General features: G+C 37.1%; 14 protein-coding genes. 1 reads left to right on the top strand and 13 read right to left on the bottom strand.

Annotation, left to right across the window (positions count from 1 at the left end):
- Positions 1 to 32 precede the first annotated feature (32 nt).
- From AP75_RS02245 to topA, 13 genes are all read right to left on the bottom strand, one after another.
- Positions 33 to 647, bottom strand: coding sequence for an OmpH family outer membrane protein (locus AP75_RS02245; protein ID WP_084185975.1), 615 nt, complete (start codon positions 645 to 647; stop codon positions 33 to 35).
- Between the two features lie 11 nt (positions 648 to 658).
- Positions 659 to 3,196, bottom strand: coding sequence for a BamA/OMP85 family outer membrane protein (locus AP75_RS02240; RefSeq protein WP_031501341.1), 2,538 nt, complete (start codon positions 3,194 to 3,196; stop codon positions 659 to 661).
- Positions 3,197 to 3,221: 25 nt separating this feature from the next.
- Complete coding sequence (locus AP75_RS02235; RefSeq protein ID WP_088263504.1) at positions 3,222 to 3,974, bottom strand: isoprenyl transferase; 753 nt, start codon at positions 3,972 to 3,974, stop codon at positions 3,222 to 3,224.
- A 1-nt stretch (position 3,975) separates the two neighbouring features.
- Positions 3,976 to 4,884 (bottom strand): type IX secretion system protein PorG, encoded by a 909-nt coding sequence (gene porG / locus AP75_RS02230; RefSeq protein ID WP_242589745.1) that lies wholly within the window; start codon positions 4,882 to 4,884, stop codon positions 3,976 to 3,978.
- Between the two features lie 157 nt (positions 4,885 to 5,041).
- Positions 5,042 to 7,534, bottom strand: a complete 2,493-nt coding sequence (locus AP75_RS02225; protein WP_031501340.1) for an exopolysaccharide transport family protein — start codon at positions 7,532 to 7,534, stop codon at positions 5,042 to 5,044.
- A gap of 1 nt (position 7,535) precedes the next feature.
- On the bottom strand, positions 7,536 to 8,384 hold the full coding sequence (locus AP75_RS02220) for a polysaccharide biosynthesis/export family protein (protein WP_088263503.1): 849 nt from the start codon (positions 8,382 to 8,384) through the stop codon (positions 7,536 to 7,538).
- A gap of 36 nt (positions 8,385 to 8,420) precedes the next feature.
- Positions 8,421 to 9,536, bottom strand: a complete 1,116-nt coding sequence (locus AP75_RS02215) for a glycosyltransferase family 4 protein (protein WP_088263518.1) — start codon at positions 9,534 to 9,536, stop codon at positions 8,421 to 8,423.
- Positions 9,537 to 9,540: 4 nt separating this feature from the next.
- Positions 9,541 to 10,644 (bottom strand): EpsG family protein, encoded by a 1,104-nt coding sequence (locus AP75_RS02210; RefSeq protein WP_031501338.1) that lies wholly within the window; start codon positions 10,642 to 10,644, stop codon positions 9,541 to 9,543.
- Positions 10,645 to 10,688: 44 nt separating this feature from the next.
- On the bottom strand, positions 10,689 to 11,678 hold the full coding sequence (locus AP75_RS02205) for a glycosyltransferase family 2 protein (RefSeq protein ID WP_031501337.1): 990 nt from the start codon (positions 11,676 to 11,678) through the stop codon (positions 10,689 to 10,691).
- The gene (locus tag AP75_RS02200) at positions 11,671 to 13,212 is read right to left on the bottom strand and encodes a hypothetical protein (RefSeq protein ID WP_088263502.1); all 1,542 of its coding nucleotides are present in this window, start codon (positions 13,210 to 13,212) and stop codon (positions 11,671 to 11,673) included. The genes AP75_RS02205 and AP75_RS02200 overlap by 8 nt, the downstream gene beginning before the upstream one ends.
- A gap of 46 nt (positions 13,213 to 13,258) precedes the next feature.
- Positions 13,259 to 14,335 (bottom strand): formimidoylglutamase, encoded by a 1,077-nt coding sequence (locus tag AP75_RS02195; protein ID WP_031501999.1) that lies wholly within the window; start codon positions 14,333 to 14,335, stop codon positions 13,259 to 13,261.
- 96 nt (positions 14,336 to 14,431) lie between these two features.
- A complete protein-coding gene (locus tag AP75_RS02190) occupies positions 14,432 to 17,488 on the bottom strand; it encodes a T9SS type A sorting domain-containing protein (RefSeq protein WP_143755773.1) in 3,057 nt (1,018 codons plus the stop codon).
- Positions 17,489 to 17,919: 431 nt separating this feature from the next.
- Entirely contained in the window at positions 17,920 to 20,478 is a 2,559-nt protein-coding gene (topA, locus tag AP75_RS02185; protein ID WP_088263500.1) for a type I DNA topoisomerase, read from the bottom strand.
- 186 nt (positions 20,479 to 20,664) lie between these two features.
- On the opposite strand from topA, the gene AP75_RS02180 reads away from it, so the two are divergent.
- Positions 20,665 to 22,161 (top strand): sensor histidine kinase, encoded by a 1,497-nt coding sequence (locus AP75_RS02180; RefSeq protein WP_143755771.1) that lies wholly within the window; start codon positions 20,665 to 20,667, stop codon positions 22,159 to 22,161.
- The last annotated feature ends 44 nt before the right edge of the window (positions 22,162 to 22,205 follow it).

Below are 22,205 nucleotides of genomic sequence, written 5' to 3'. Positions count from 1 at the left end.
ATTGTTGTTTTAAATTTTTAATTTGTTTTACGTCATGTTTCAGCTGGAGCATCTAATTTTTGCACTCCTTTGCTTGGTCTTTGATCTCTTACGTTACTGCCTGATTTGGTTGGTTGTTCAGTTGTTTTTTTGCCTGAATTTTTCAACAACAAATCTAATACTTTATCTGTATAGTCATATCTTTTTTCAAGAAAAATAACACTGATATTATTACTTTTATCAAGAATGATGCCTAAACTATTTTTCTCTAAAACGGTCTTAATAGCATTCCAAATTTGATCCTGAAAAGGCTTGGTAAGATTTGCTCTTGCATTGTTGAGTTCTCCCATCGAACCAAAGCGGTTATTCACCATACCTTTGATCTTCTTGTCGAGATCATCCACTTCTTTTTGTCTTTGCTTCAATTGATCACCGATTAAAAGTACACGTTCGTTTTCCAGAAGTGCTTTTTTCTTATCAAGTTCTGTTTGCAAAGTCTGGATTTCCGTTTGCCAACCATTGATTTGCTCATTTAGGCGGCTTTCCGCATCTTTATATTGGGGAAGTTTGCTGAGGATATAGTTTGTATCCACGACTCCAATTTTCTGAGCATTGATAAAGCCCGAGAGCAAGATGAAAAGTGCAAGGAATAATTTAATCTGTTTCATTTTTATACTTTTTATAAAGATTGATTCATTAGGAAGTGTGTTTTCCAACCGGCTGGTTCGGTTCCTAAAATTGTTTTATCGAATCCATAAGCAAAATCAAAACCAATTAATCCGAAAGCTCCCATGTACACTCTGATTCCGACACCGGCAGAACGTTTCAACTGGAATGGATTATAAGTTCCGAAAGAATTCCAAGCATTCCCTCCTTCCAAGAAAGAAAGTGCATAAATTTTCGCAGTTTGGTTCATCGAGATTGGATATCTAAGTTCCATAGCAAATCGGTTATAAATTGTAGCTCCACCATAAGGCGTAACATCATCAATTTCGCCACCGGTTGACGAGGAGTTTTCGTAACCTCTAAGTGGTACCAATTCACGGCCGTCGTATCTTCCGCCCAAAAGTCCGGTTCCACCAACGTAGAACCTCTCAAAAGGTGGTGCTCCTAATTCTTTGTTGTATCCATTTAGGAAACCCATTTCGGCAGTACTTCTAAGAACCAATTTTCCTACAACCGTATTATAGACGTCCGCTTTTAATTTAACTTTATAAAACTCCAACCATTTGTATTTTTCAATAGCACTCATGTTGGTATAATCCTTATCGCTGAAAAGCGAGTAAGGCGGCGTAAACTTCACAGAAGCTTCCAAATTGGAACCTTGGGTTGGGAAAATCGGATCCAAACCAGCAGAATTTCTGCTTAATCCCACGTTGAAACTAAAGTTTTTCGCAGAGCCATTATATTCTGTCGTATTTCCAAATTGGAACGGATAATTACTGAAATCATAGCTTTGATACTGAATTCCGGTATAAAGCGAGAAATAATCATCCGGCCATCTTAATAATCTATTTAAACCAACACTTGCTGAGAAAATATTTAGTTTTTGAGCTTCACCATATTGATCGGTATATCTTACCAATGATTGGTTTACGCCAACTGAAAGAGCGGTTGGTCTTGTTCCGAACAACCATGGCTCGGTGAATGATATCCCATAATTCTGGAAATACTGTCCGGCTTGTGCCTGTATAGATAATGTTTGTCCGTCCCCTTGAGGAACTGGTTTGAAATCTTTAAATTTCAAGAAATTTTTCAAAGAGAAATTATTGAAAGTAAGTCCCAGAGTTCCGATGAAAGAACCTCCACCGTAACCAGCTTGTAGTTGCACTTGTGAGGAACCTTTCTCTACCAAAGTCCAATGAATATCTACCGTGTTATCTTGGGGATTCGGGGAAATATTTTGTCCGATTTGCTGAGGATCGAAAAACTGCATTCCTGCTAAATCAAAATATGTTCTCTTGATGTCGCTTTTTGCGAATAGACTTCCCGGTTTTGTTCTTAAAGAACGCAAAATCACGTGGTCATGAGTGGTGGTATTTCCGCTCCAAGTTACTCGGTTCCAAGTTGCTTTTTCACCTTCGTTGATTCGGATTTCCAAATTGATGGAATCGCCCACTACTGATTTTTCAATCGGAGTAACGTTGGAGAACAAGTAACCATTGTTCATATAAATCGACTTGATGTCGGAATCGTCTTCTTTTCCTCCATCTTCGCCCACTTTTTTGTTGAATCCAACCGCATCGTAAATATCTCCGGTTTTATATCCTAAAACCTTCTGAAGATAATCGGTTGAAAATGCTGTATTCCCAAGGAAATTAATGTCGCCGATATAATATTTTTTACCTTCGTTAAGTTTTACATTGATTTCATATTGGTTTTTAGAATTTCTCCAGACAGAATCGGATACGATTTTCGCATCTCTAAAACCTAAAGAACGGTAATAATTGATAAGGTTGCCTTTGTCTTCCTCGTATTTTTCTTGGATAAATTTGGATGGCTTCAAAATACCCTGAATACCGAATCTTTTCTGCTTCGTGTCTTTGAAACCCTTTTTGCGCAGTTTATTGTCGGAAACATTTTGGTTTCCTTCAAACTCGATATGGCTGATTTTCACCTTTTTACCTTTTTCAACGTTGATGGTCCAGTCCACCAATTCCGGATCTTTTGCATTTACTTTATCCTGAATAGTCACTTTGGCATCTGCGAAACCTTTTTTGATGTATTCTTTCGGGATATTGGTTTTCAAAGTAGAAACCAAGTTTTGGGTAATTTTGGTTCCCGGTTTCAGGCCATTATCTTTAGCGAGTTTTTCACTTTTAGATTTACCAATTCCTTTTCCGGTGAATTTTACTTCACCTAAATCTTTAAGATCTTGCAAGTTAAATCTCAACACAACCTGCTCCCCTTCAATACTCTGAACATAAACCTCCACTTCAGAGAAAGATTGAGTTTCCCAAAGTTTTTTGATGGCATTGCTTATTTTCTGCCCAGGTATTTCTACGCTTTCATTTTTATTAAGGCCTGTAAACCGAAGGATTTGCGCTGGGGTATATTTTTTTACGCCATCTACTACAATATCTTTTAAGATGTAGGTTCCTGCTTCGTTTTGAGCGTATACCGGATTATTATCCTGTGTCTGCTGCTCGGGAGTGATTTGACCATAGAAATGTGCCGAAGCCACAAACATGATGATGGGTAATAGTTTAAACTTCATTTTTTTATCTTGCTAACTTTTCTTTTTATAAATGTTCGTCAAGCTGCTCGCTTGTTTTACCGAATCTTCTTTCTTTGTTTTGATAATTGTAGATGCATTCGAAGAAATCTTCTTTTCCGAAATCAGGCCACAATGTATCCAAAAACTGCAACTCTGCGTAGGCAATTTGCCATAGCAAGAAGTTACTTATCCGCACTTCTCCGCTGGTTCGCACCAATAAATCTACTGGCGGAAAATCCTTTGTATATAAATGATTTTCAAAAACCTGCTCGGTAATTTCCTCTTCTTTCAACTCGCCGTTTTTTACTTTAGTGCTGATTTGTTTTACAGCATTCAGAATTTCTTGTTGCGAGCCGTAGCTTAATGCCAAAATAAGGTTTCCTCTTGTATTGTTTTTGGTGATATCAACCAAATGCATCATTTGTTCCTGTACCAAAGGTGGTAATTTATTGATATCGCCGATTACATGCATTCTTAATCCTTTGGTGAATATCTCTTCCGCTTCCAACAATAATGTTTCGGAAATCAGGCTCATCAATGTGCCGACTTCCTCCTCCGGTCTGTTCCAATTTTCTGAAGAAAAGGTGTAGAGGGTAAGGTAGGGAATATTAATCTCATTACAAGCATGCACCACATCACGCACCGCTTTAATGGCGTGTTTGTGGCCGAAAGTGCGCTTTTCTCCTCGAGATTTTGCCCACCTTCCGTTCCCATCCATGATTATTGCTACATGTTTCGGGAGTTTTTCCTGATTTATTTTATCTTTAAACGACTGCATTTTACTGTTCACAATAACAAGGTGGTCTTCCGAATGAATAAGAAAGTCCCAGTGTAACTGAGTTTACCCAATCTTTCGAATTGATATTTCCGATTTGCCGCTTTTTTAGGAATTCCGCAACTCTCTGTTCTGCTTCCTGCAAATAAGGGCTTTCTTGCAAAATCGATTTGGTTCCTCCGGGTACGGTTATATCTTTATTATAAGTTACTTTTACATCTTTATCATCAATCACGCTATAATCCACTGAATCGGAGAAAGTTGGTCTAAACATGATTTCTCCGAAAAGCGCCCAATTGTAATTGAATTTATACTTTAAACCCACCCCAAACGGAATTGCCATGGTCATTTTCTTACCATTTTCGTAAGTATGAACGGTACGAAAATCGGTTATCGGTTCAATCACATTTCCACCTGTATCTCGATAGAAATCATGGTTAACAACCAGTTTGGTAGAATTCATCAACATCGCGCCTACTCCACCGAAAACATAAGGACTCAGAAGGCTTTTTTGCTCATCATTTACCGGGAAAAAATTGTATTCAAAGATCAAATCTGCATGAAAAATCGAATTGGTTCCCCACAATTTTCTATCTCTTCGGTACTGCTCTTTTGCCACTGCATCCACAAACTGAATATGGCTATAGCCGAGATTCAACCTTACGGTTTGGTAAGGATTAAAATTCATCCGGTATAATATTCCGCCGTAAAACGGAATTCGATAATCACCGGTGTTACCGAGAGGTTTCTGCAGGATATAATTGGTTCTACCAATATCTCCCACCAAATTACTCATCCCCAATTGCACCCCTCTTTCATGCCGCTGTCCCTTGTAAGAAACCGACATGAAAATTAAAGCGAAAAGGCAATAGATAATCTTTTTCTGCATGAATGACTGAGCATCAATTTTCATAAATAATTTTGCAAATATAAAACATTTTTGCTTTAAGGAAATTCTTAATTTTTAGTTAAATACCCTCAAAAAAGCATAATTTTTAATTCTAAAAACGATAAATAAATGATTTTATGATTTTTTTAAATAAAAACCCTCACTCTGGAGGGTTACCAAGTTATGCTCTTCCGAAAATCTTTCGTACTGCATTTCTGATTTTAATTAAGGTTGGTTCCTGATAATTTTTATCCTCCTCAAAATAACCGTAACCATAACCGTAGCCGTAGCCATAACCGTAGCCATAACCTTGGTTGAACTGGAAATCATTATAAATTAATCCAAGATTCTTCACTTCGTGGTTATGGTATTTCTCGGTGATCATTTTCAACATGTATTTTTCGGTATATTCGTGTCTTACCACATAAATGCTGGCGTCCGCATGCTTCATCAGTTCGAAAGGATCAGCAACCAAACCTACAGGTGGCGAATCGATGACAATAAAGTCGTAATGCTTTTTCAGCTCCTCAATGAAATTAATATTTCGCTCGCTCATCAAAAGTTCTGACGGATTGGGTGGAATGGGGCCGGAAGTCGCAACATGAAGATTCGGTATTTTAGTTTGATTGATGATCTGATCCATCTCCACTTCACCGGTGAGATAATTAGAAATCCCGAATTTATTATCAATTTTAAAATCTCCGAAAATTTTTGGCTTTCTGAGATCCATTCCCAACAAGATGGTTTTTTTCCCGCTCAAACCTAAAACAGAAGCAATATTAATGGAAATATAAGTTTTTCCTTCACCACCAACGGAAGAAGTAAGGAGGATAACTTTTGATTTGTTGTCTTCCTTATGCAAAAATCGCAAATTAGCTCGAATTCCCCGGAATGCTTCAGAGATCGAAGATCTTGGCTGCTCGAGAACCGTTAAATTATTTTCATGTGAATTTTTCCCAATAACGCCGAGCAAAGGAATTTTGGTTGCTTGAAGTAATTCTTTAACATTTCGAATTCTGCTGTCTAGCGCTTCTGAAATACCCAAAATCAGTAGCGGCAAAAGCAACAATCCACCGATGATCGAATATTGCGTTTTTTGAACATCAGGAGCGATTGGCCCTTGACCAAGATTTTTCGCCGGATCGATTACCGTAATATCCGATTTATTGGTTGCAACACGAATTTGGGTTTCGTTCTGCTTACTAAGCAAGCTGTTGTAGGTCGCCTCAATCATATTATACCCGCGTTCGGCATCGAGATATTTTCTTTCTTTTTCAGGAAAACTTACCAAATCACCGGTTTCCTCAGCAATCATACGATCAATTTTGGAAAGCTCGTTTAGGTAATTTTTGTAATAATTATTGATAGAACCATTGGAGTTTCCTCGAGCTTCGTTGATCAAACGATTGATTTCCCGCATCGGTTCCGAATTTGGAGTATAGATGAGCGCCATTTCTCTTCTTTTGAGATAAAGTGCTTTCAGCTCCGACATCGTCGCGCTGAAAACTCCGTCCTCGATTCCTGCAGCGTTCATGCTGATCATTCGCTCGATATTTTGCGATGACAAAGAGTTTCGGATTGAATTCAGGGAGTTGATTCTGGTCATCAATTCTGCTTTTTTAGCATCTAATTCTTTGATTCTTTGCAGCGCTTTTTCATCCCGATCTTTAATATCGTATAGACCTTCGGAAATTTTCAAATTATTGAGAACAGCAGCACTCGAATCTAATTTTTTTCTGATTTTTTCGAGATTATCAGCTAGGTAAAATTCTGTGTTTTTATCGACGGTATTTCTATCAACAAGTCTCTTTTTCTGTAGTTCACCCACCGAAGTATTCAGAAAATTTACAGTTCCGTTCAGATTATAACCACTTTTGGTGATGATCATAATGGTATTAATTTCTTTATCGAAATCCACTGCAATGGTAGAAACCAAGTTATTCACCGTTTGATTAACCGTAGAAAGTGTAAGAATAATGTTCTCTAAAACAATCGGCGTCGGTTGTGGATTTTTCAACAGTTTAAATTTCAAGTTGGGCGAATTATACCATTCTCCTACCGAAATTACTTTATTTGCTGGTCGCGAATAGGGCGAAATATTAGAAAATCCTTCCGTAGCAAAGGAATACAAACTGGTCGATTGCTGATTTTCCTCCGGCAAAACGACTTCGTACCGGTTTCCACCTTTCGGGATTAAAGTAATCGGATAATTGACCTGCTGAAGATGGTTTTTATCAATTTCTAAAAAAACCGGAGAATCGTATTTATCCAGATAAGTCTGTTTGATTAGGCCTTTCGTAGCGTAATTGATATACAAATCGAGTTGCTTCACCAGGTATTCGTTGTGCGAACGGGAAAGCAACATTTTTTTAAGATAAATTCCATCCTGATTGCCATTTTGTCCCCAAATGAAATTAATGGATTGGTTCGGAGTGAAATAGCTCGCGGTGTTATTGGAAATACTTAATGAAAGGTTTGAAGCGTAAATTCGCTGCGCATAATACTTGCTGTACACCCATGAAATTGCATATCCCAAAACGGCCATCAATGCAAACCAATACCAATTTCTGAGGACTCTTCTAAGAAAATGCTCGAAGTCGAAAAAAGCAAAAGATCCTATTTTTTCGGTAGTACCGGGACCAGATTTGCTGGGAGATTCTTTTCCTGGTATCATGCTATAATCTTGATAAAATTAAATAAATAGACAGCGCGGTTGTAATTACCGAAACTCCTGTGGTAAGTGTTTGGATTGGATCTTTTCCTAAACCGTTTAAGTTTTTGGATCGGGTATTGAGGAAGATTTCATCACCATTTTGAACCCAATAATAGGGAGAATTCATCACATCTTCTCTGGTAAGGTCAATTTTTGCAATTTTAATTCCCTCCGGTAACTTTCTATGAATCACCACATTAGTCCGATCCACAGTTCTATTGAGGCCACCATTCATAGCAAGTGCTTCGGTTATGGTAAGGGTGTTTTTATGCGCTTTCTTTTCGCCGCTCAACTCCGTAGTTTCCACATCTCCAAGGATATAATAGGTAATTCCATCGGTATTGAGGCGAACTTCGGATTTTCCTTCGACAAAATTTTCATTAACTTTTGTTTGAATTTCCTGAGTAATTTCCTCAATCGTTCTGCCTTCAGCTTTGATAAAACCGATTCCCATGATGTTGATATCTCCGTTAGAATCTACTTTCAATCCATTAAAATAGAAATTCGAATTACCACCTTGTCCGTTGCCTGATCCCGTATTTCCCGCAGTTGTACCCGCTGCTGAACCTTGAGGAGCATTTAAAGTTGAATAAAACTGCGCTGCATCACCTTTAGGAGTGGTTACGATATTGAGGTTCAGCATATCGTTTTTGGTAACCCGATATACCGGAATATTATAAGGAACGAGGCCTTCTTCATTGATCACCAGACTTTCGTTGGGTTGCAAATATCTTACGTCTTTTGTGCTGATGCAAGAACTTAGCAAAAAAGGAATCGTGAGAAACAGCAGATTTTTATAAATTTTCTTCATTTTTTTAAGTTGATTACAAAAATAACAAATAATTCGTTACTTCTTTTCTTTAATTAGCATGATCAATTTAGGTAAATAGGCACCAATAAATCCTAAAATTAATACCAAAAGCAAAAGTAAATTCACATTAATGTGCCGGAAAAAATAGGCGACGGAAACAATAAACAAGTAATACACAATAATGTAAAATGTTGATCTTCTATGCGTTAAACCCAATTCCAGCAATGAATGATGAATATGGTTTTTATCTGCCTGAAAAGGCGATTTCCCTTTGACAATTCTTATGATAAAGACATTTAATGTATCAATGATAGGCAAAATAAGAATTGCCATAGCAATCGCAGGAGCAGACTGAAGATAATATCTAGGCACCTCCGGCAATTCTTTGTCGATGAAAATATCGATGAAACAAATCGCGGTGAAAGCCAGCAAAAATCCAAGAATCATCGAGCCCGTATCGCCCATGAAAATCTTATGTTTCCGGTAATTTGATAGATTATAGTACAAAAATCCGATCACCGTTCCGATAATCACGCCCGAAAGCACCACCAAAGGATAATTGTATGCTCCCAAACGGAAATAACTGATACCAAACAACGCACTACAAATCAGGGAATAACCCGCTGCCAAACCATCAATTCCATCAATTAAATTAAAGGCATTGATAAGTACAATAAAAGTAAAAATACTGAACAAAACACTGAAATAATAGTTGAGTTCATACACGCCAAAAAGTCCAAAAAAGCTCCTAATTCTCACATCCGAGCCGATCACCATCATGGAAGTTACCACGATTTGCGCAAGCAATTTTTTGTAAGCCCGCATAATGACAATATCATCCATCACCCCAACATAGAGAAGAATAACCAATGAAGCAAAAAGGAACTTATAAAGTTCGAAAAGCTCGAAGGCAAAAATAGAAGCACAAACCGAAAGCGAATAAAACATGGCAATTCCTCCCAAATTCGGTATTTTTCGAAGGTGAGAACTGCGCGTACCGGGTTCGTCCATGAGGTTTTTTCTTTTAGAAATCTTCACGATGGTCGGAATCGACAAAAACGTAATCAAAAAAGAAAACAAAATTCCCAATACCAACTTCGCATAAAAAAGTGGAATTCCTAATTGAGCTAATAATTCTTTAATTTCATTCATTGTTTTACCATAAAGCATTTTGATATCTTTCTGAGGTAAATCCTCCACGATGACCATTGCCACTGCCAAAATAGAAAAACATCGCAATAAAATAAGCCATAAAACCTAAATATAAAATCTGCCGAGTTCGGTCTTTTACTGCATACACCAAATTACTCAGGCAAAACATCGTGAGAAAAAACATGTACGCGCCCGGAAGCCGAACCGCAAATATTTCATTAGACCTGAAAAAATAAAACAAAGCCAGTCCAAAAACAGCCAAATTCCTCATATACTCGTACCACCAAACCTCTTCGCAACCTTCTTTGTCATATTTAATTAAAATTACAATAAATAGTAATTTCACCAAATCATTCAACCCAGTTTCCACCTGCGTTCCGTAATATCTATCGTCCAAATAACCGGTGTATGCTCCGGAAATATCTTGCGGAGTTAATGATCCGAAAAACTCGCCTCCCAAGCGATAAAGCTCTAAAGGAGAGGTCAATAAAGCGACAATAAGAACCCAAAAAATTCTTTTGCTGTTCATTGGAATTTTCACAAGCCAATAAGCCGGCAAAAACACGATCGAAGTTTTATGAAAGCCCAAAGCGATATACATACACAGCAAAAACATCGGTAAATTGCGCTCTTTAATAAATTTAAAAGAAGCCACACACACCGCAATTCCCAGACCTTGCCGCATTTGCCCCGCATCTTCGAAAAACATAATCGGCATAAAATAGAATAGCAATGAAAGTGTAGGAAAAGCCGAATTTTTATAAATCGCTGTGAACTTTAAAGTTACCGTAATGAGCGCCATCACAAAAGTTACAATGTAAAAAGGCATCCCAAAATCGAAGATAATTTTGTTAATGAGCACGAAAATCCATTCGATTTCTTCCGTATTGGGACGGAAGAGTGCCTTATCCAGAACGTCGCCATAATCGGTATAGATAGCAAATCCCGAAAAGAGGGCTTTATAAACCGGATAATCCGCACCGACATTGATTCGGAAACCAACCGCCACGACGACCAAAATGCCGGCAATCCACGTGAAAATAATTTGTTTTTTTTCTAACCTGAAAATCTCCCAATAACTCGCCACCACCAGAAACAAGAAAATCATTGTAAAAATTGGATGTAGTATCGGCATTTATGGGTTTTGTGTTTTTATAATAATTTCCTGATCAAACGCTCTTGCCCAAAGAAATATAAAAGGTAAAAAATCTTTTTCTTCACCGGCAAATATAGCAGATAATTCTTTCCGAAACGCTTATAACACAATAATTCTGTTAAAGAAATTTGCTTTTCAGTTCTAAATTTTTTCAGCGCTAAGGAAAGCTCCAGGTAGACCTCATCATTTTTCACAAAAGCCAAATAAGCCAAATACGTGTAGATCCCTTCTAAAATCTGAAAATTTTTAAGCCCATTTTTCTCACCTGCATACTGCGATTTTTCGAAAGCAATTTCCACATCTTCTACAGCGTGAAGGATGTCTAACCCTTTCTCGGTGTGGGTTTTCGAGATCGATTCACTTCTTTCCAGATATTGGTAATGGTAATTTTCGGTGTGAGCAATCACTTTGCAATTCAGCAAAAGTTGTGGAATCAGTTGAATGTCTTCAAAATGAACTCCTTTTTTAAACCTTTTTTGATTGAATAATTCTGCTTTGAAAATCTTATTACACGCAAAATAACTTAAATCCGAAAATACCGAAAAATTTTCCTGAAGTATGATTTTTTCAGGCATATTCGGGATTTGAGGCAACTTACGGATTAGTTTTCCATCTTCATTTACTTTTTGAAGATTACAAATCACCATTTCGGCTTCATGTTTTTTTGCCAAATGGTACATTTCCTCAAACATCTTCGGCGAAACCTCATCATCGCTATCTACAAATCCGAAATATTCACCTTTTGCTTGAGCAATTCCGAAATTTCTGGCATCACTCAATCCGCCATTTTCTTTTTTAAAGGCTTTAATTTTTAAAGGAAAATCTGTTTGAAATTCATCAATAATTTCCTGAGAGTGATCGGTACTTCCGTCATTTACCATTAAAATTTCGATTTCCTGCAAAGTTTGATTAACCAAAGAATTCAAACATTTCTTTAGGTAATTTTCAACATTATAAACCGGAACAATCACCGAAATTTTAATCATCTGAAAGTACTTTTTTGTAGAGATAATAATCTTTCCCAATCGGCCTAATTTCGTATATCATTTTCAAAATTTCGGGTGCATTTCGATGGATTTCCGCAATCGGATATTTTCGCACCAGTTGATATCGGCTTTCAAAATAGGATTGATCTTCCGGTTTCATTGCGTAGTAACTTTTCCCATCACCAGGTTGATATTTTACAGTCAAAATATAATCCGGCTGGAAATCTCTGACAGAATTCATCCACCAAAATTTTTCATCCTTCAGCATTTCATCAGTAATTTTTTCATTCACCAAACCAACTTCATCATAAGTATACAGTCCAGTAAAGAATGGAATAATTCCTGCAGGTTCGAGGAAAATAGATTGTTCTAAAGGCGCATTGCTTCGACCAATTTCGCGCACGATCTTCATTCTTTGCGAATCTTCCATATAACCGATTGTGAATGATTGCAGCAATTGAAAAACGTAAAATCCAATCATTAAAATGAAAAGAGAAGGCGCCAAAACATGTTTCGGAAGCGATAAATAGCTCAACAAGAAATAGATCACTCCGGCAAAAAGGAAAACTCTTGGCAACCAATAATACCAATCGAAATACGCTTTCATAAAAGCAAAAACGGTAATTTTCAACAATGCAAAAGCGATTACTGCAATCAAAATAATTTTGGTTTTAGGAGAAATTCGGCTTTGATCCTGAATGATTTTCCGGAGAACAAATCCCAGAAAAACCAAAAATCCGAGAAAAAACAGCAACGTAAAAAGCGAATATTTCTTGATTAAACCGCCGTAATATGCCCATTGATAAAGCAAAAACTCAATGCTATTGTTTTGTGCTAAATTTTTATATGCGATTTTTTTTGCGGTAATCGTGTGGTTCACCAACTCGCCAAAATACATCCAATTGAAAGCAACCACGGTGACCATTCCTAAAAATCCGCCCAAAATGAATGCAAAATTGATTTTCTTTCTGATGATAAAATCCGCGATGAAGATCACGCCAAGGAAAATCACCGCGTCAATTCTGGTCCAAAGCAGTAAAATCGGGAAGAGAATAAATGCCCAATTTTTCCTTTTGTAAAGGCCAAAATAGAGCAAAGCATTGTACAAAAAAAACAGAATTCCGTATTCCATTCCCAAACAAGAAGCGGTGATGGCGGGAGGAACCATATTTAAGAAAACCACGAATAAAACGCGATTCGGTTTGTTTTTTCTAAAAAGAATCTTCGCCAACCACCACGATCCGATGAAGAATAAAATACAACTAAATATTAAAAGCGGATAAATGAAAAAATCGTCAAACGCCAATTGAAAAATTGCTGAAATCAGAACGTACAAATGCGTTGTAGAGGCCGAAATCCGTTCTTCACCATTGAAACCAATCACTCCATAATCAAGCAAATTTCTCGCAACGCGCCAAGTAATGAAAGAATCTTCTTGAATATGTTTTGCAAAGAAAACAGGAACCTTCAAGATGATCGTGATAATCATCAAAAAATACGGATTTAATAAGAATTTGGGTAGTTGTTTATCCATCAACGAAACAATCTGATTTTCAATTTTTTAACCTAATCTCATCTATTCAACTTTTCATAAAACGCCTGTCCAGTCGGCCGCGCTTTGCTTCTTCATATTCTAACCTTGAACAAGGGATTAGATTTTGTGGATTTTCATCTTCTCCAAAATACCATAATCCGCTGAAACTATCGCGTTGAAAGGCATATTCGCCATCGTCAATCATTACCCAAAATGTTTCGAACTGACGCTCTTTCGGGTGCGATTTCTGGATATTAATTCCTTCTATTAAATGCCAAATCATTTGTGCCAAAAGTTGGTGATTCAAAAACTCATGAGAATACACATTGAAATTAAAAATCCCGACTGATTTCAGGTTTTCGCTCAACCCAATTTCTTTCATGTAAGCGCAAATTTCCCTTTTATTCAAGCCATTTATTTGTGGATTTATCGAAAAACCATCGCCCATACTTTCCACGGCATCACAATTTACAGTCACCAAATCTGCACGACGGAAAAATGGTTCTGTTTTCTCGGTTGAATTCATCATTTCGGCAAGTCTAATGATTTCAAACTCCACTTCTTTCATCAGTTTCACCGAATCCAATTCATTCAAATGCTTTTGATAGCCGAGATGGTGATAATTTTTAATGCTGAAATTTTTAGAACTTAAAATCCTTGACAAGAAATTCAGATCCGAAATATATTCGCCTTCATTGATCAAAGAAATAATATTCGAAATTTGTGTATAATTAATATTTTTCTGATGAAAATTTAAAGCTGAAAAAAGCGAAAAAGAAAGATCGTTGCTTCCACCGATGATTACGGGAATGGCATTTTTGTAATGACATATCGAAAGCAATTCCTGCAAAATATAGTGAGTATCCTGATGCGAACGCCCAGAAATAAGGTCGCCTAAATCGCAAATCGGAACCTCAAAATCGAGTTTTGAAAGCCGGTACAGTTCTTTTCTAATGGTTACAAAATCTTGGATTTCAGCGTTTCCGTTTTTTACACCTCGATAATCTGAACAAAAAATAAGCACAATTCCATTTTCTTTGATTTCTTGCGAAATGATATTGCCGAGTTGCCATTTTTCGGTTTTGAATTCTTTGGGCGGAATCATGAGATCTTCGATGTTCATATCTGAGAAAATAATTTGTATTAAATGAAAATGAAACAAAAGTAACAAAAAAAGCACAACCAAAAGATTGTGCTATGAGGTAAAGTTCGAAATAACTTATTCTTTGATGATTTTCTTGGTTACCGCTTCACCATTTTCCATGATGATTTTTACGAGATAGAAACCTTTTTGCAGTTTCGGTGCGGAAACTTTTCCGGAATTCACCTTGCCGCTTTGAACAAGTTTTCCGCTGATGTCGTAAATTTCAAATTGTTCAGCATTCGGACTATTGATGTAAAACTCGTCTTTAAAAGGACTCGGATAAGTTTGTAAATCTGCGGTTTTCGGCTTTGGAATATTGTCGTATCCGGTATCCAATGTTCCTGAATCCCTAACCACTGGAGCTCCCAGAAGTCTTTTTTCGTCTTTAGCGCATCTCACACTCATTGCGGCTTGCGGATAAGCACCGGTTGCAGTTTGCATCTTGCTTCCCTTAAATTCCATTGCCAGCGCAAAACCTGTGTTCATATCTGCTAACGAAGCGGTCCACACACCGGATCTTTCCATAGAGATTTTATTGGATCCCAATTCTCCGCGGATTCCGTCTTTAGGGAAATTTCCAATTTGGAAAGAAGAAGTTTCAAATTTCCATCCGTTGCTACTGTCAGTTGTCCCTCCGTAATACGTATTCACATCATGCCATTGATCTTGAATTACACCAGGTTTTCCATAAGCATCAGTATGAGAACCGTTGTACCAGGGTGAATTTCCTTTAGAACCTGAGTACAAATTGGTAAGTGAAACATCGGGAACTCGCCAACCTTCGGGACAAGGATCGAAGGGTGATTTTTCCGTTCCGTGTCCCCAACGATTTTCGGCATCGGCTCTGTCATCAGAAACCCAATCATTGATTTTTGTTAAATCATTCGCGGCGTGATTTCCACCATCATAAAGCATTCCCAAAACATTATGATACATGAAAGAAAGTGGATTTTCTACGGAATATTTAATATGCGCTCTTATTTTTTTATGATAAATAGAATTATTGGAGCTGTAAATATCGTAGTTCACTGTATAATTAGCTTCGTAATTTGTCCCATTGATCGTTTTTTGGGAAACTCCACTATCAAGATAAATATTTTGTTTGTTTGTTCCCAAGAAGTTTGGCAACGGATCTTTTCTTCCCCATTGATAATGTAAACCATTGGCTAAACCAGAGTTTAAATTATTGCTTTCCGCACCTAAATTTCGATCCATAAAAACGGTTTTTAATGGAGGAAGTTTACTGGTAGTAGGATTTACAAAATTATATGCTACCGCTACCGGATCCTCTGTAATGTAAGTAACAGTATTAATTGTAGGATCACTTATTGGTACCCAAATATGCCAACTCCATAGAACAGGATCCTCCTTGCTTCCGTTATGAAGGGAAATTACTGCGTTGCCGGATTCGTTTGAATTCAATTGAATATTAATCACCGAATTTCTTGCGTCGATAGTGTTTTTAATTAAAGAAATCCCGGTAACCAATTGAGCATTGGTGCTCCAGTTCACTTTAGCCACCAAATTGTTGTAATCAGGCATTTCATGATCGGTAAGAATTTGGTTGTACACCGAAAACGCTTTACTCACAGGAATTTGCAGATTACTTTGGTTTACCAGAACGTAAGAATTAGGATTGTTTAAACCGGTTTGGAAATCTTCTTTCTGGTTGATAAAATATTGTGTTGCGAAATCTCCGATTTTGCTCATATTCGGATCTCTCATACATTTCACTGCATTTCCTGCTTTGGTAGGATTGGTTTGATGGTTATAGATCGCATGGAGTCCCACTGAAGTCTGCGTTGTAACCGGATCTGAAATCATTGAAAAAATCCGCGCTCCATCGTACCCGAATGTTGCACTCCACAAACCTCCATTGGCTGTTGTATCCTGAAAATTGACTCCCACTGGTGCGTTCGGAGAAACCGAGTTGGGATAAAAAACATAAGCACCTGAAATACTCAGAAGTCCTAAATTTCGGTTTCCGGATTGTGCGTTGGTAAAATCCATTCCCAAACCAGGATATACTTTAATTCCATTTAAATTCGGATTGATAGCGTCCGGGAAAAGCTGGCTTTTTGTGGGATTAATATCGTCATTATTCCAGTCTTTGTTTCCGAAAAATACCAAGTTATTCACCGACGCTTCGCGCCCATAATAAGAAGGGATACGCCATCCGTTCGGACAAGGATCCATTTCGGATTTTAATTCATAAGATCGGCTGTCCATTCTAACCGCTGTATTCGAACTGTTTGCATGGCTATATTTCCCCTTTGCATTATCCGACCATAAATCCCATGTGACATAATCGTAAGTTCCTCCCGCAATTTTATATCTGCTACTTGAAAACCAATTTCCGGTAGCTTCAGTATTAATGATATAATTTAGGGGATTATTTACCGCATACTGAATATTTTTCTCTATTTGATTATAAGGTCTTACCTGAACAGGAATTGTATTGATCTGATCAATCTGTATATGCTTCAAAACCCCAACTTCGCCGGAGATTTCATAGAAACTATTGTCTTTGTAAACCAATGGCGGAAACGGATCTTTGCGGCCCCATTCATACATTAATCCTCCGGATTTTTGCCAATCATTTTCAAGAAAACTACCACTTACTGCTCCCAAATTTCTATCCATATACTGAACGGTTATCGGATTTCCATCAATATCAGTTTCAGTTCCTTGAGAGTATGCAATTCCATTTTCAGGGTTATCGGTTACCCAAATATGCCAACTCCAGTAAATGGTACCATCCACTTTGAAAGCAACTACAGCATTACCTTTTCCTTTAGCCTTGTTCACTTCCACTTTAATTTTAGAAGAAGAAGAATTTTCTCCAGGCACAATAGTTACGTTTTCGATTAGTCGGGGAACATCTTCCCAGTACAACGATGCAGTTTGACTTCCTTGAGGAATCGGAGTTGCCGATCCGTTGGTTTTCAAATACTCATAATTCGCCCACATTTCATAGGCCTTTTTAACCGGAATCTCTATTCCCCCATAATTCTGGGATTTGGCGAGTTCTAAGTCGTAGATATAACTGTTTGGAGCTTTAGAATAGTTCTGAGTTTGCGAATACGCCAAGCCTGCCAAACAACACAATACTAAGACATTAATTTTTATCATTCGTTAAATAAATTTACAAGGTTAATACTGTAAATTTTTTAACATCGTTTGTGTGATAAATTCTTCTAAATCATTTGTGTTTGGAGGATCATTTGTGCGCTGCAAAAATAATAAAAAGTAGCGTAAAAAATCATAATTTACTGATATTCAAATAAATTAACATTTTTATTAAAATATTTTCAATGGTAGAAACCATGATGTCTTTAAGCCAAATACCAGCTACAAAGGCGATTTATTAAAAAACTACAAAATCAAAAGTTTGATTAAAAATTTTAACTCAAGCACGGCAAACTATTGAAAACACCGAATTTTATAACATTTACAATCTCTTAACATCAGAAATACAGCGAATTATGACATTTTTATTCAAAATAAAAAAAACTTGTCATTAATAAAATGACAAGTTTAAGATATTTACAATAAAACGCTAATTATTTCTTCTTCGCGACCGGTTTTTTGGCTGCAGCTTTCTTGGGAGTTGCTTTTTTGGGAGCGGCTTTTTTCGGCTTTTCTTTGAAAGCATTTTTATCCTGGGCGGTAATCCATTTTTTTACCTCATCCAAAGAAACTTCTGCCAATTCTTCAGTGGTATATTTTTCATCTTTCTTGTTTTTCGGAATTTTAAACATCGCTTTCCCGAATTTGATGAAAGGTCCCCATCTTCCGTTTTCAATAGAAATTTTTTCATTTTCCCACTGCTGAATGTAGCGATTGGCTTCTTTTTCTAGCTTCGCCTCGATCAGTTCGTTGATGTCATTTTGAGAAAGATTATCGAAATCATAACGCTTCGGAACATTGATGAAAAGAGACTGATATTTAATAAACGGCCCAAATCTTCCGGTTCCTTTGGTTACCGGCTCGCCTTTGTAAGTAGCGATTGGCGCATCCGCGATTTTTTTCTCGTTAATAATTTCTTCTGCTCTTTCCTGAGTAATCGAAAGTGGTTCTTCACCTCGAGGTATGCTGATGAACGTATCTCCCCATTTCACATACGGCCCGAACCTACCAACTCCCACAGAAACCGGGAGCCCATCATACTCTTTTAAATCAAACGGAACCTTGAACAATTCCAAAGCCTCTTCCAGAGTAATTGTAGCGATATTTTGCGAGGCCATCAAACTTGCGAAAATTGGTTTTTCTTCATCGTCTTGTTCGCCAATTTGTACCATCGGACCGAACCTTCCAATTCTGGTGATTACGTTTTTGCCGGTTTTCGGATCTACTCCTAAAATTCTTTCTCCATTAGCTCTTTCCGCGTGTTCTTCAACATCTTCAATTTTCGGGTGGAAATCTTTGTAGAAATTCTGTAAAACGTCTTTCCATTTCTCAGATCCGTTCGCGATATCATCAAAATCCTGTTCTACTTTAGCGGTAAAACCATAGTCTAAAATTTCTGCAAAATTTTGCGTTAAAAATTCATTCACTACTTCGCCGATGTCAGTGGGAACAAATTTATTCTTGTCGCCACCAAATTTTTCGGTAATCACTTGTTTTTTCACACCGGATTTACCCAAAGAAATCTTCATAATCTCTCTTTCCTGCGGCTGAATTTCTCTTTTATCCACATACTCACGGTTCTGAATCGTCTGAATGGTAGGCGCATAAGTTGAAGGTCTTCCGATTCCCAATTCTTCGAGTTTTTTCACCAATCCTGCTTCGGTATATCGAGCGGAAGGTTTGGTAAATTTTTCTGTGGCTTCTATTTTTTTATAATTTAAAACTTCACCGATTTTCACTTTCGGCAAAAGCTTTTCGTTGTTTTCTTCGTCGTCATCTTCAGTTTTGGTAATTCCGTACACTTTAAGGAAACCATCGAAAACTATGACTTCACCTTGCGCTTCGAAATGTTGGGGAAGTTTCGGATTTCCAATTTCGATAACGGTTTTTTCAATTTTGGCATTCGCCATTTGGCTAGCCAATGTCCTCTTATAAATTAATTGATATAATTTATTAAGTTGTTCATCGCCAATTTTTTTCACCGAAAAATCGGTCGGACGAATCGCCTCGTGCGCTTCTTGTGCAGATGCTGATTTTGTGGTGAAATTTCGCGGATTCGAATATTCATCACCAAATTCCGAAACGATATAGGATTTCGCCGCGTTGATCGCATCTTGAGAAAGGTTCACGGAATCGGTTCTCATATAGGTAATGTACCCTTCTTCGTACAATCTTTGCGCAACTCTCATCGTGGTGGTCACTCCATATCCAAGGCGATTACTCGCTTCCTGTTGCAAAGTAGATGTTGTGAAAGGCGCTGATGCAGAACGCGTTCCTGGTTTTGTTTCTACATTCAGAACTTGGAATTCTGTGTTTTGGGATTGAAGAAGAAAATCTTCCGCGTCCTTTTCTTTAGCAAAATCTTTTTTCAGTTTTGCGGCAATTTCCTGCTGATTTTCATTTAAGAAAACACCCTCTACCTTAAAACTCGATTTGGGCTCAAAGGCTCTTATTTCCAGTTCTCGTTCCACCACCAAACGCACTGCGACAGATTGTACTCGACCGGCAGAAAGTCCTGGTTTTACTTTTTTCCAAAGAACAGGCGACATTTCAAACCCAACAACCCGATCCAAAATTCTTCTCGCTTGTTGCGCATCCACTAAATTTTGGTCAATTTTTCGTGGATTTTCAACTGCTTTTAAAATAGCATTTTTGGTAATTTCATGAAAAACGATTCTTTTCGTATTTTCATCTTTTAATTTTAATTCTTGAGCAAGATGCCACGCAATTGCTTCACCTTCGCGATCTTCATCGGAAGCTAGCCAAACCATGTCGGTTTTTTTTACTGCTGCTTTCAGTTCGGCAACCAATTTCTTTTTATCAGGAGAAACTTCATATTCGGGGGTGAACGTAGCTAAGTTGATTCCCATTCCTTTTTTAGGTAAATCTCGGATATGCCCGAAACTGGATTTCACTTCAAAATCTTTCCCTAAATACTTTTGAATGGTTTTCGCTTTTGCAGGAGACTCTACAATGACTAGATTTTTTGACATCAAGAAAATTTTTGCAAAAGTAGAAGTTTTTTTTTAATGAAAATTTTAACGCTCATTTTTAGCACGTAAATTCAAAATGATTTTCTTTATTTATAATCAATATGCAACAATTTTCAACAAAAAATAAGCAGTTTCATTCATAAAAAACTGTATTTATTATCACAATTATGATTTAAATACCTATTTTTGGAAAAAATCATCCGCGCCATGTATGATTCCCTAAGTTCGATTGTAGAGCGCGACGCCTACAACAGTATATTGTATGTGGTATTAGGTGGGATATTGCTGCTTTCTGTATTTCATCTCGTCATGTTTTTTCAGAACAGGGATCGCGCCTACCTTTTATACAGCGCTTACACTTTTTTTTCATTTGTTGCCTATATGCCTATGGCAGAAAGCGGTTTCGCAAAGTCGATTTCGGAAACGCTGAACCTGGACCATTTTACCAAAGATTTCTTTACCATTATTTTCAACTGTATTTATTTTTTCTTATTTACAGAATTTCTTAACATCAAAAAGATTAGCATAAATTGGTACAGGATTATTGTTCTGCCGGTTTTTGTAATAATTTTCATAGCGTTTCTTAGTCTTTTCCTACATTATTTCCTAGGTTATGATGGGTTTTTCAATTCCTTTAAAAATGTTTTCATTTATCTAGTGACCATCCAAACGGTGATTTCTTTTTACATCCTTTCGAAAGTCCACAATGATCTCAAATATTATATCGTTTTTGACGGTCTGATCTTATTTGCTTGTTCCGTAATAGGGGACAAAACGGTGAGGCAGCTTCCTGGCATTGACTTAAGCAGAAAAATGGGCGATTTTATATTTTTCCTTGGACTTTTAATCGAAAATATGGCTTTCTCTTTCGCATTGGGACACAAACAAAGGATGAATTACCAGGACAAAGTAGCTTTTCAGCAGAATTTCATCGCACAATTACAAAAAAATGAAATGCTGAAAGACGAAATAAACAGAGATAACGAAAAAAGACTCATCATCGACAATGAGAAAATAAAGTATCTGCAGGAAATTTCAGACTTGAAACTCTCTGTACTTCAAAGCCAGATGAATCCGCATTTTATTTTCAATGCTTTAAATTCAATAAAATATTATATCCTGGAAAACGACACGCAAAACGCGGTGGATTACTTGACCAAATTTTCAAAAATTATCAGAACCATTCTTTTAGCATCTAAAGAAAAAGAGTTTACGCTTTCGCAGGAACTTCAAACATTGCAGCTCTACGTTGATATCGAAAACTTGCGATTTCACAATCACATTCAGTTCTCCATTAATATCGCGCCGGAAATCGATGTGGACATTGTAAAATTGCCACCAATGGTACTGCAGCCTTTCATTGAAAACGCTATTATACATGGCGTGGCGACCGTGGATGACAAAAAAATTTCGGTTAATGTATCGGTAAAAGATCAAGCTGTTGAAATCTCTATTTCCGATAACGGAATAGGAAGAGAGGAGGCCGGAAAAAGAAAATCGATCATTAAAAACAAAACCAAATCGCTAGGCACAGAAATAGCAGCAGAAATGCTTAAAAATTATTTTAACAACGAAGGATATAAACTTCAATATATTGATTTATATGAAAACGATATCCCAACTGGAACCATAATACTAATTTCCATACCCACGCCCCGATATTTAGGAAATAAATACGCTTAAAATTAACTAAAATTTATTATATTCGCAAACTTAATGAAACCAAG

The organism is Kaistella haifensis DSM 19056 (assembly GCF_000735695.2).
Lineage (GTDB): Bacteria > Bacteroidota > Bacteroidia > Flavobacteriales > Weeksellaceae > Kaistella > Kaistella haifensis.
The sequence above is the reverse complement of the archived record's forward strand: the minus strand, read 5'-3'. Positions and strand labels throughout refer to the sequence as shown.

What these genes read in the sequence shown, in the direction of transcription:
- AP75_RS02245 (WP_084185975.1), bottom strand. Translation starts at nt 647, where the DNA reads ATGAAACAGATTAAATTATTCCTTGCACTTTTCATCTTGCTCTCGGGC.
- AP75_RS02240 (WP_031501341.1), bottom strand. Translation starts at nt 3,196, where the DNA reads ATGAAGTTTAAACTATTACCCATCATCATGTTTGTGGCTTCGGCACAT.
- AP75_RS02235 (WP_088263504.1), bottom strand. Translation starts at nt 3,974, where the DNA reads ATGCAGTCGTTTAAAGATAAAATAAATCAGGAAAAACTCCCGAAACAT.
- porG (WP_242589745.1), bottom strand. Translation starts at nt 4,884, where the DNA reads ATGAAAATTGATGCTCAGTCATTCATGCAGAAAAAGATTATCTATTGC.
- AP75_RS02225 (WP_031501340.1), bottom strand. Translation starts at nt 7,534, where the DNA reads ATGATACCAGGAAAAGAATCTCCCAGCAAATCTGGTCCCGGTACTACC.
- AP75_RS02220 (WP_088263503.1), bottom strand. Translation starts at nt 8,384, where the DNA reads ATGAAGAAAATTTATAAAAATCTGCTGTTTCTCACGATTCCTTTTTTG.
- AP75_RS02215 (WP_088263518.1), bottom strand. Translation starts at nt 9,536, where the DNA reads ATGAATGAAATTAAAGAATTATTAGCTCAATTAGGAATTCCACTTTTT.
- AP75_RS02210 (WP_031501338.1), bottom strand. Translation starts at nt 10,644, where the DNA reads ATGATTTTCTTGTTTCTGGTGGTGGCGAGTTATTGGGAGATTTTCAGG.
- AP75_RS02205 (WP_031501337.1), bottom strand. Translation starts at nt 11,678, where the DNA reads ATGATTAAAATTTCGGTGATTGTTCCGGTTTATAATGTTGAAAATTAC.
- AP75_RS02200 (WP_088263502.1), bottom strand. Translation starts at nt 13,212, where the DNA reads ATGGATAAACAACTACCCAAATTCTTATTAAATCCGTATTTTTTGATG.
- AP75_RS02195 (WP_031501999.1), bottom strand. Translation starts at nt 14,335, where the DNA reads ATGAACATCGAAGATCTCATGATTCCGCCCAAAGAATTCAAAACCGAA.
- AP75_RS02190 (WP_143755773.1), bottom strand. Translation starts at nt 17,488, where the DNA reads ATGATAAAAATTAATGTCTTAGTATTGTGTTGTTTGGCAGGCTTGGCG.
- topA (WP_088263500.1), bottom strand. Translation starts at nt 20,478, where the DNA reads ATGTCAAAAAATCTAGTCATTGTAGAGTCTCCTGCAAAAGCGAAAACC.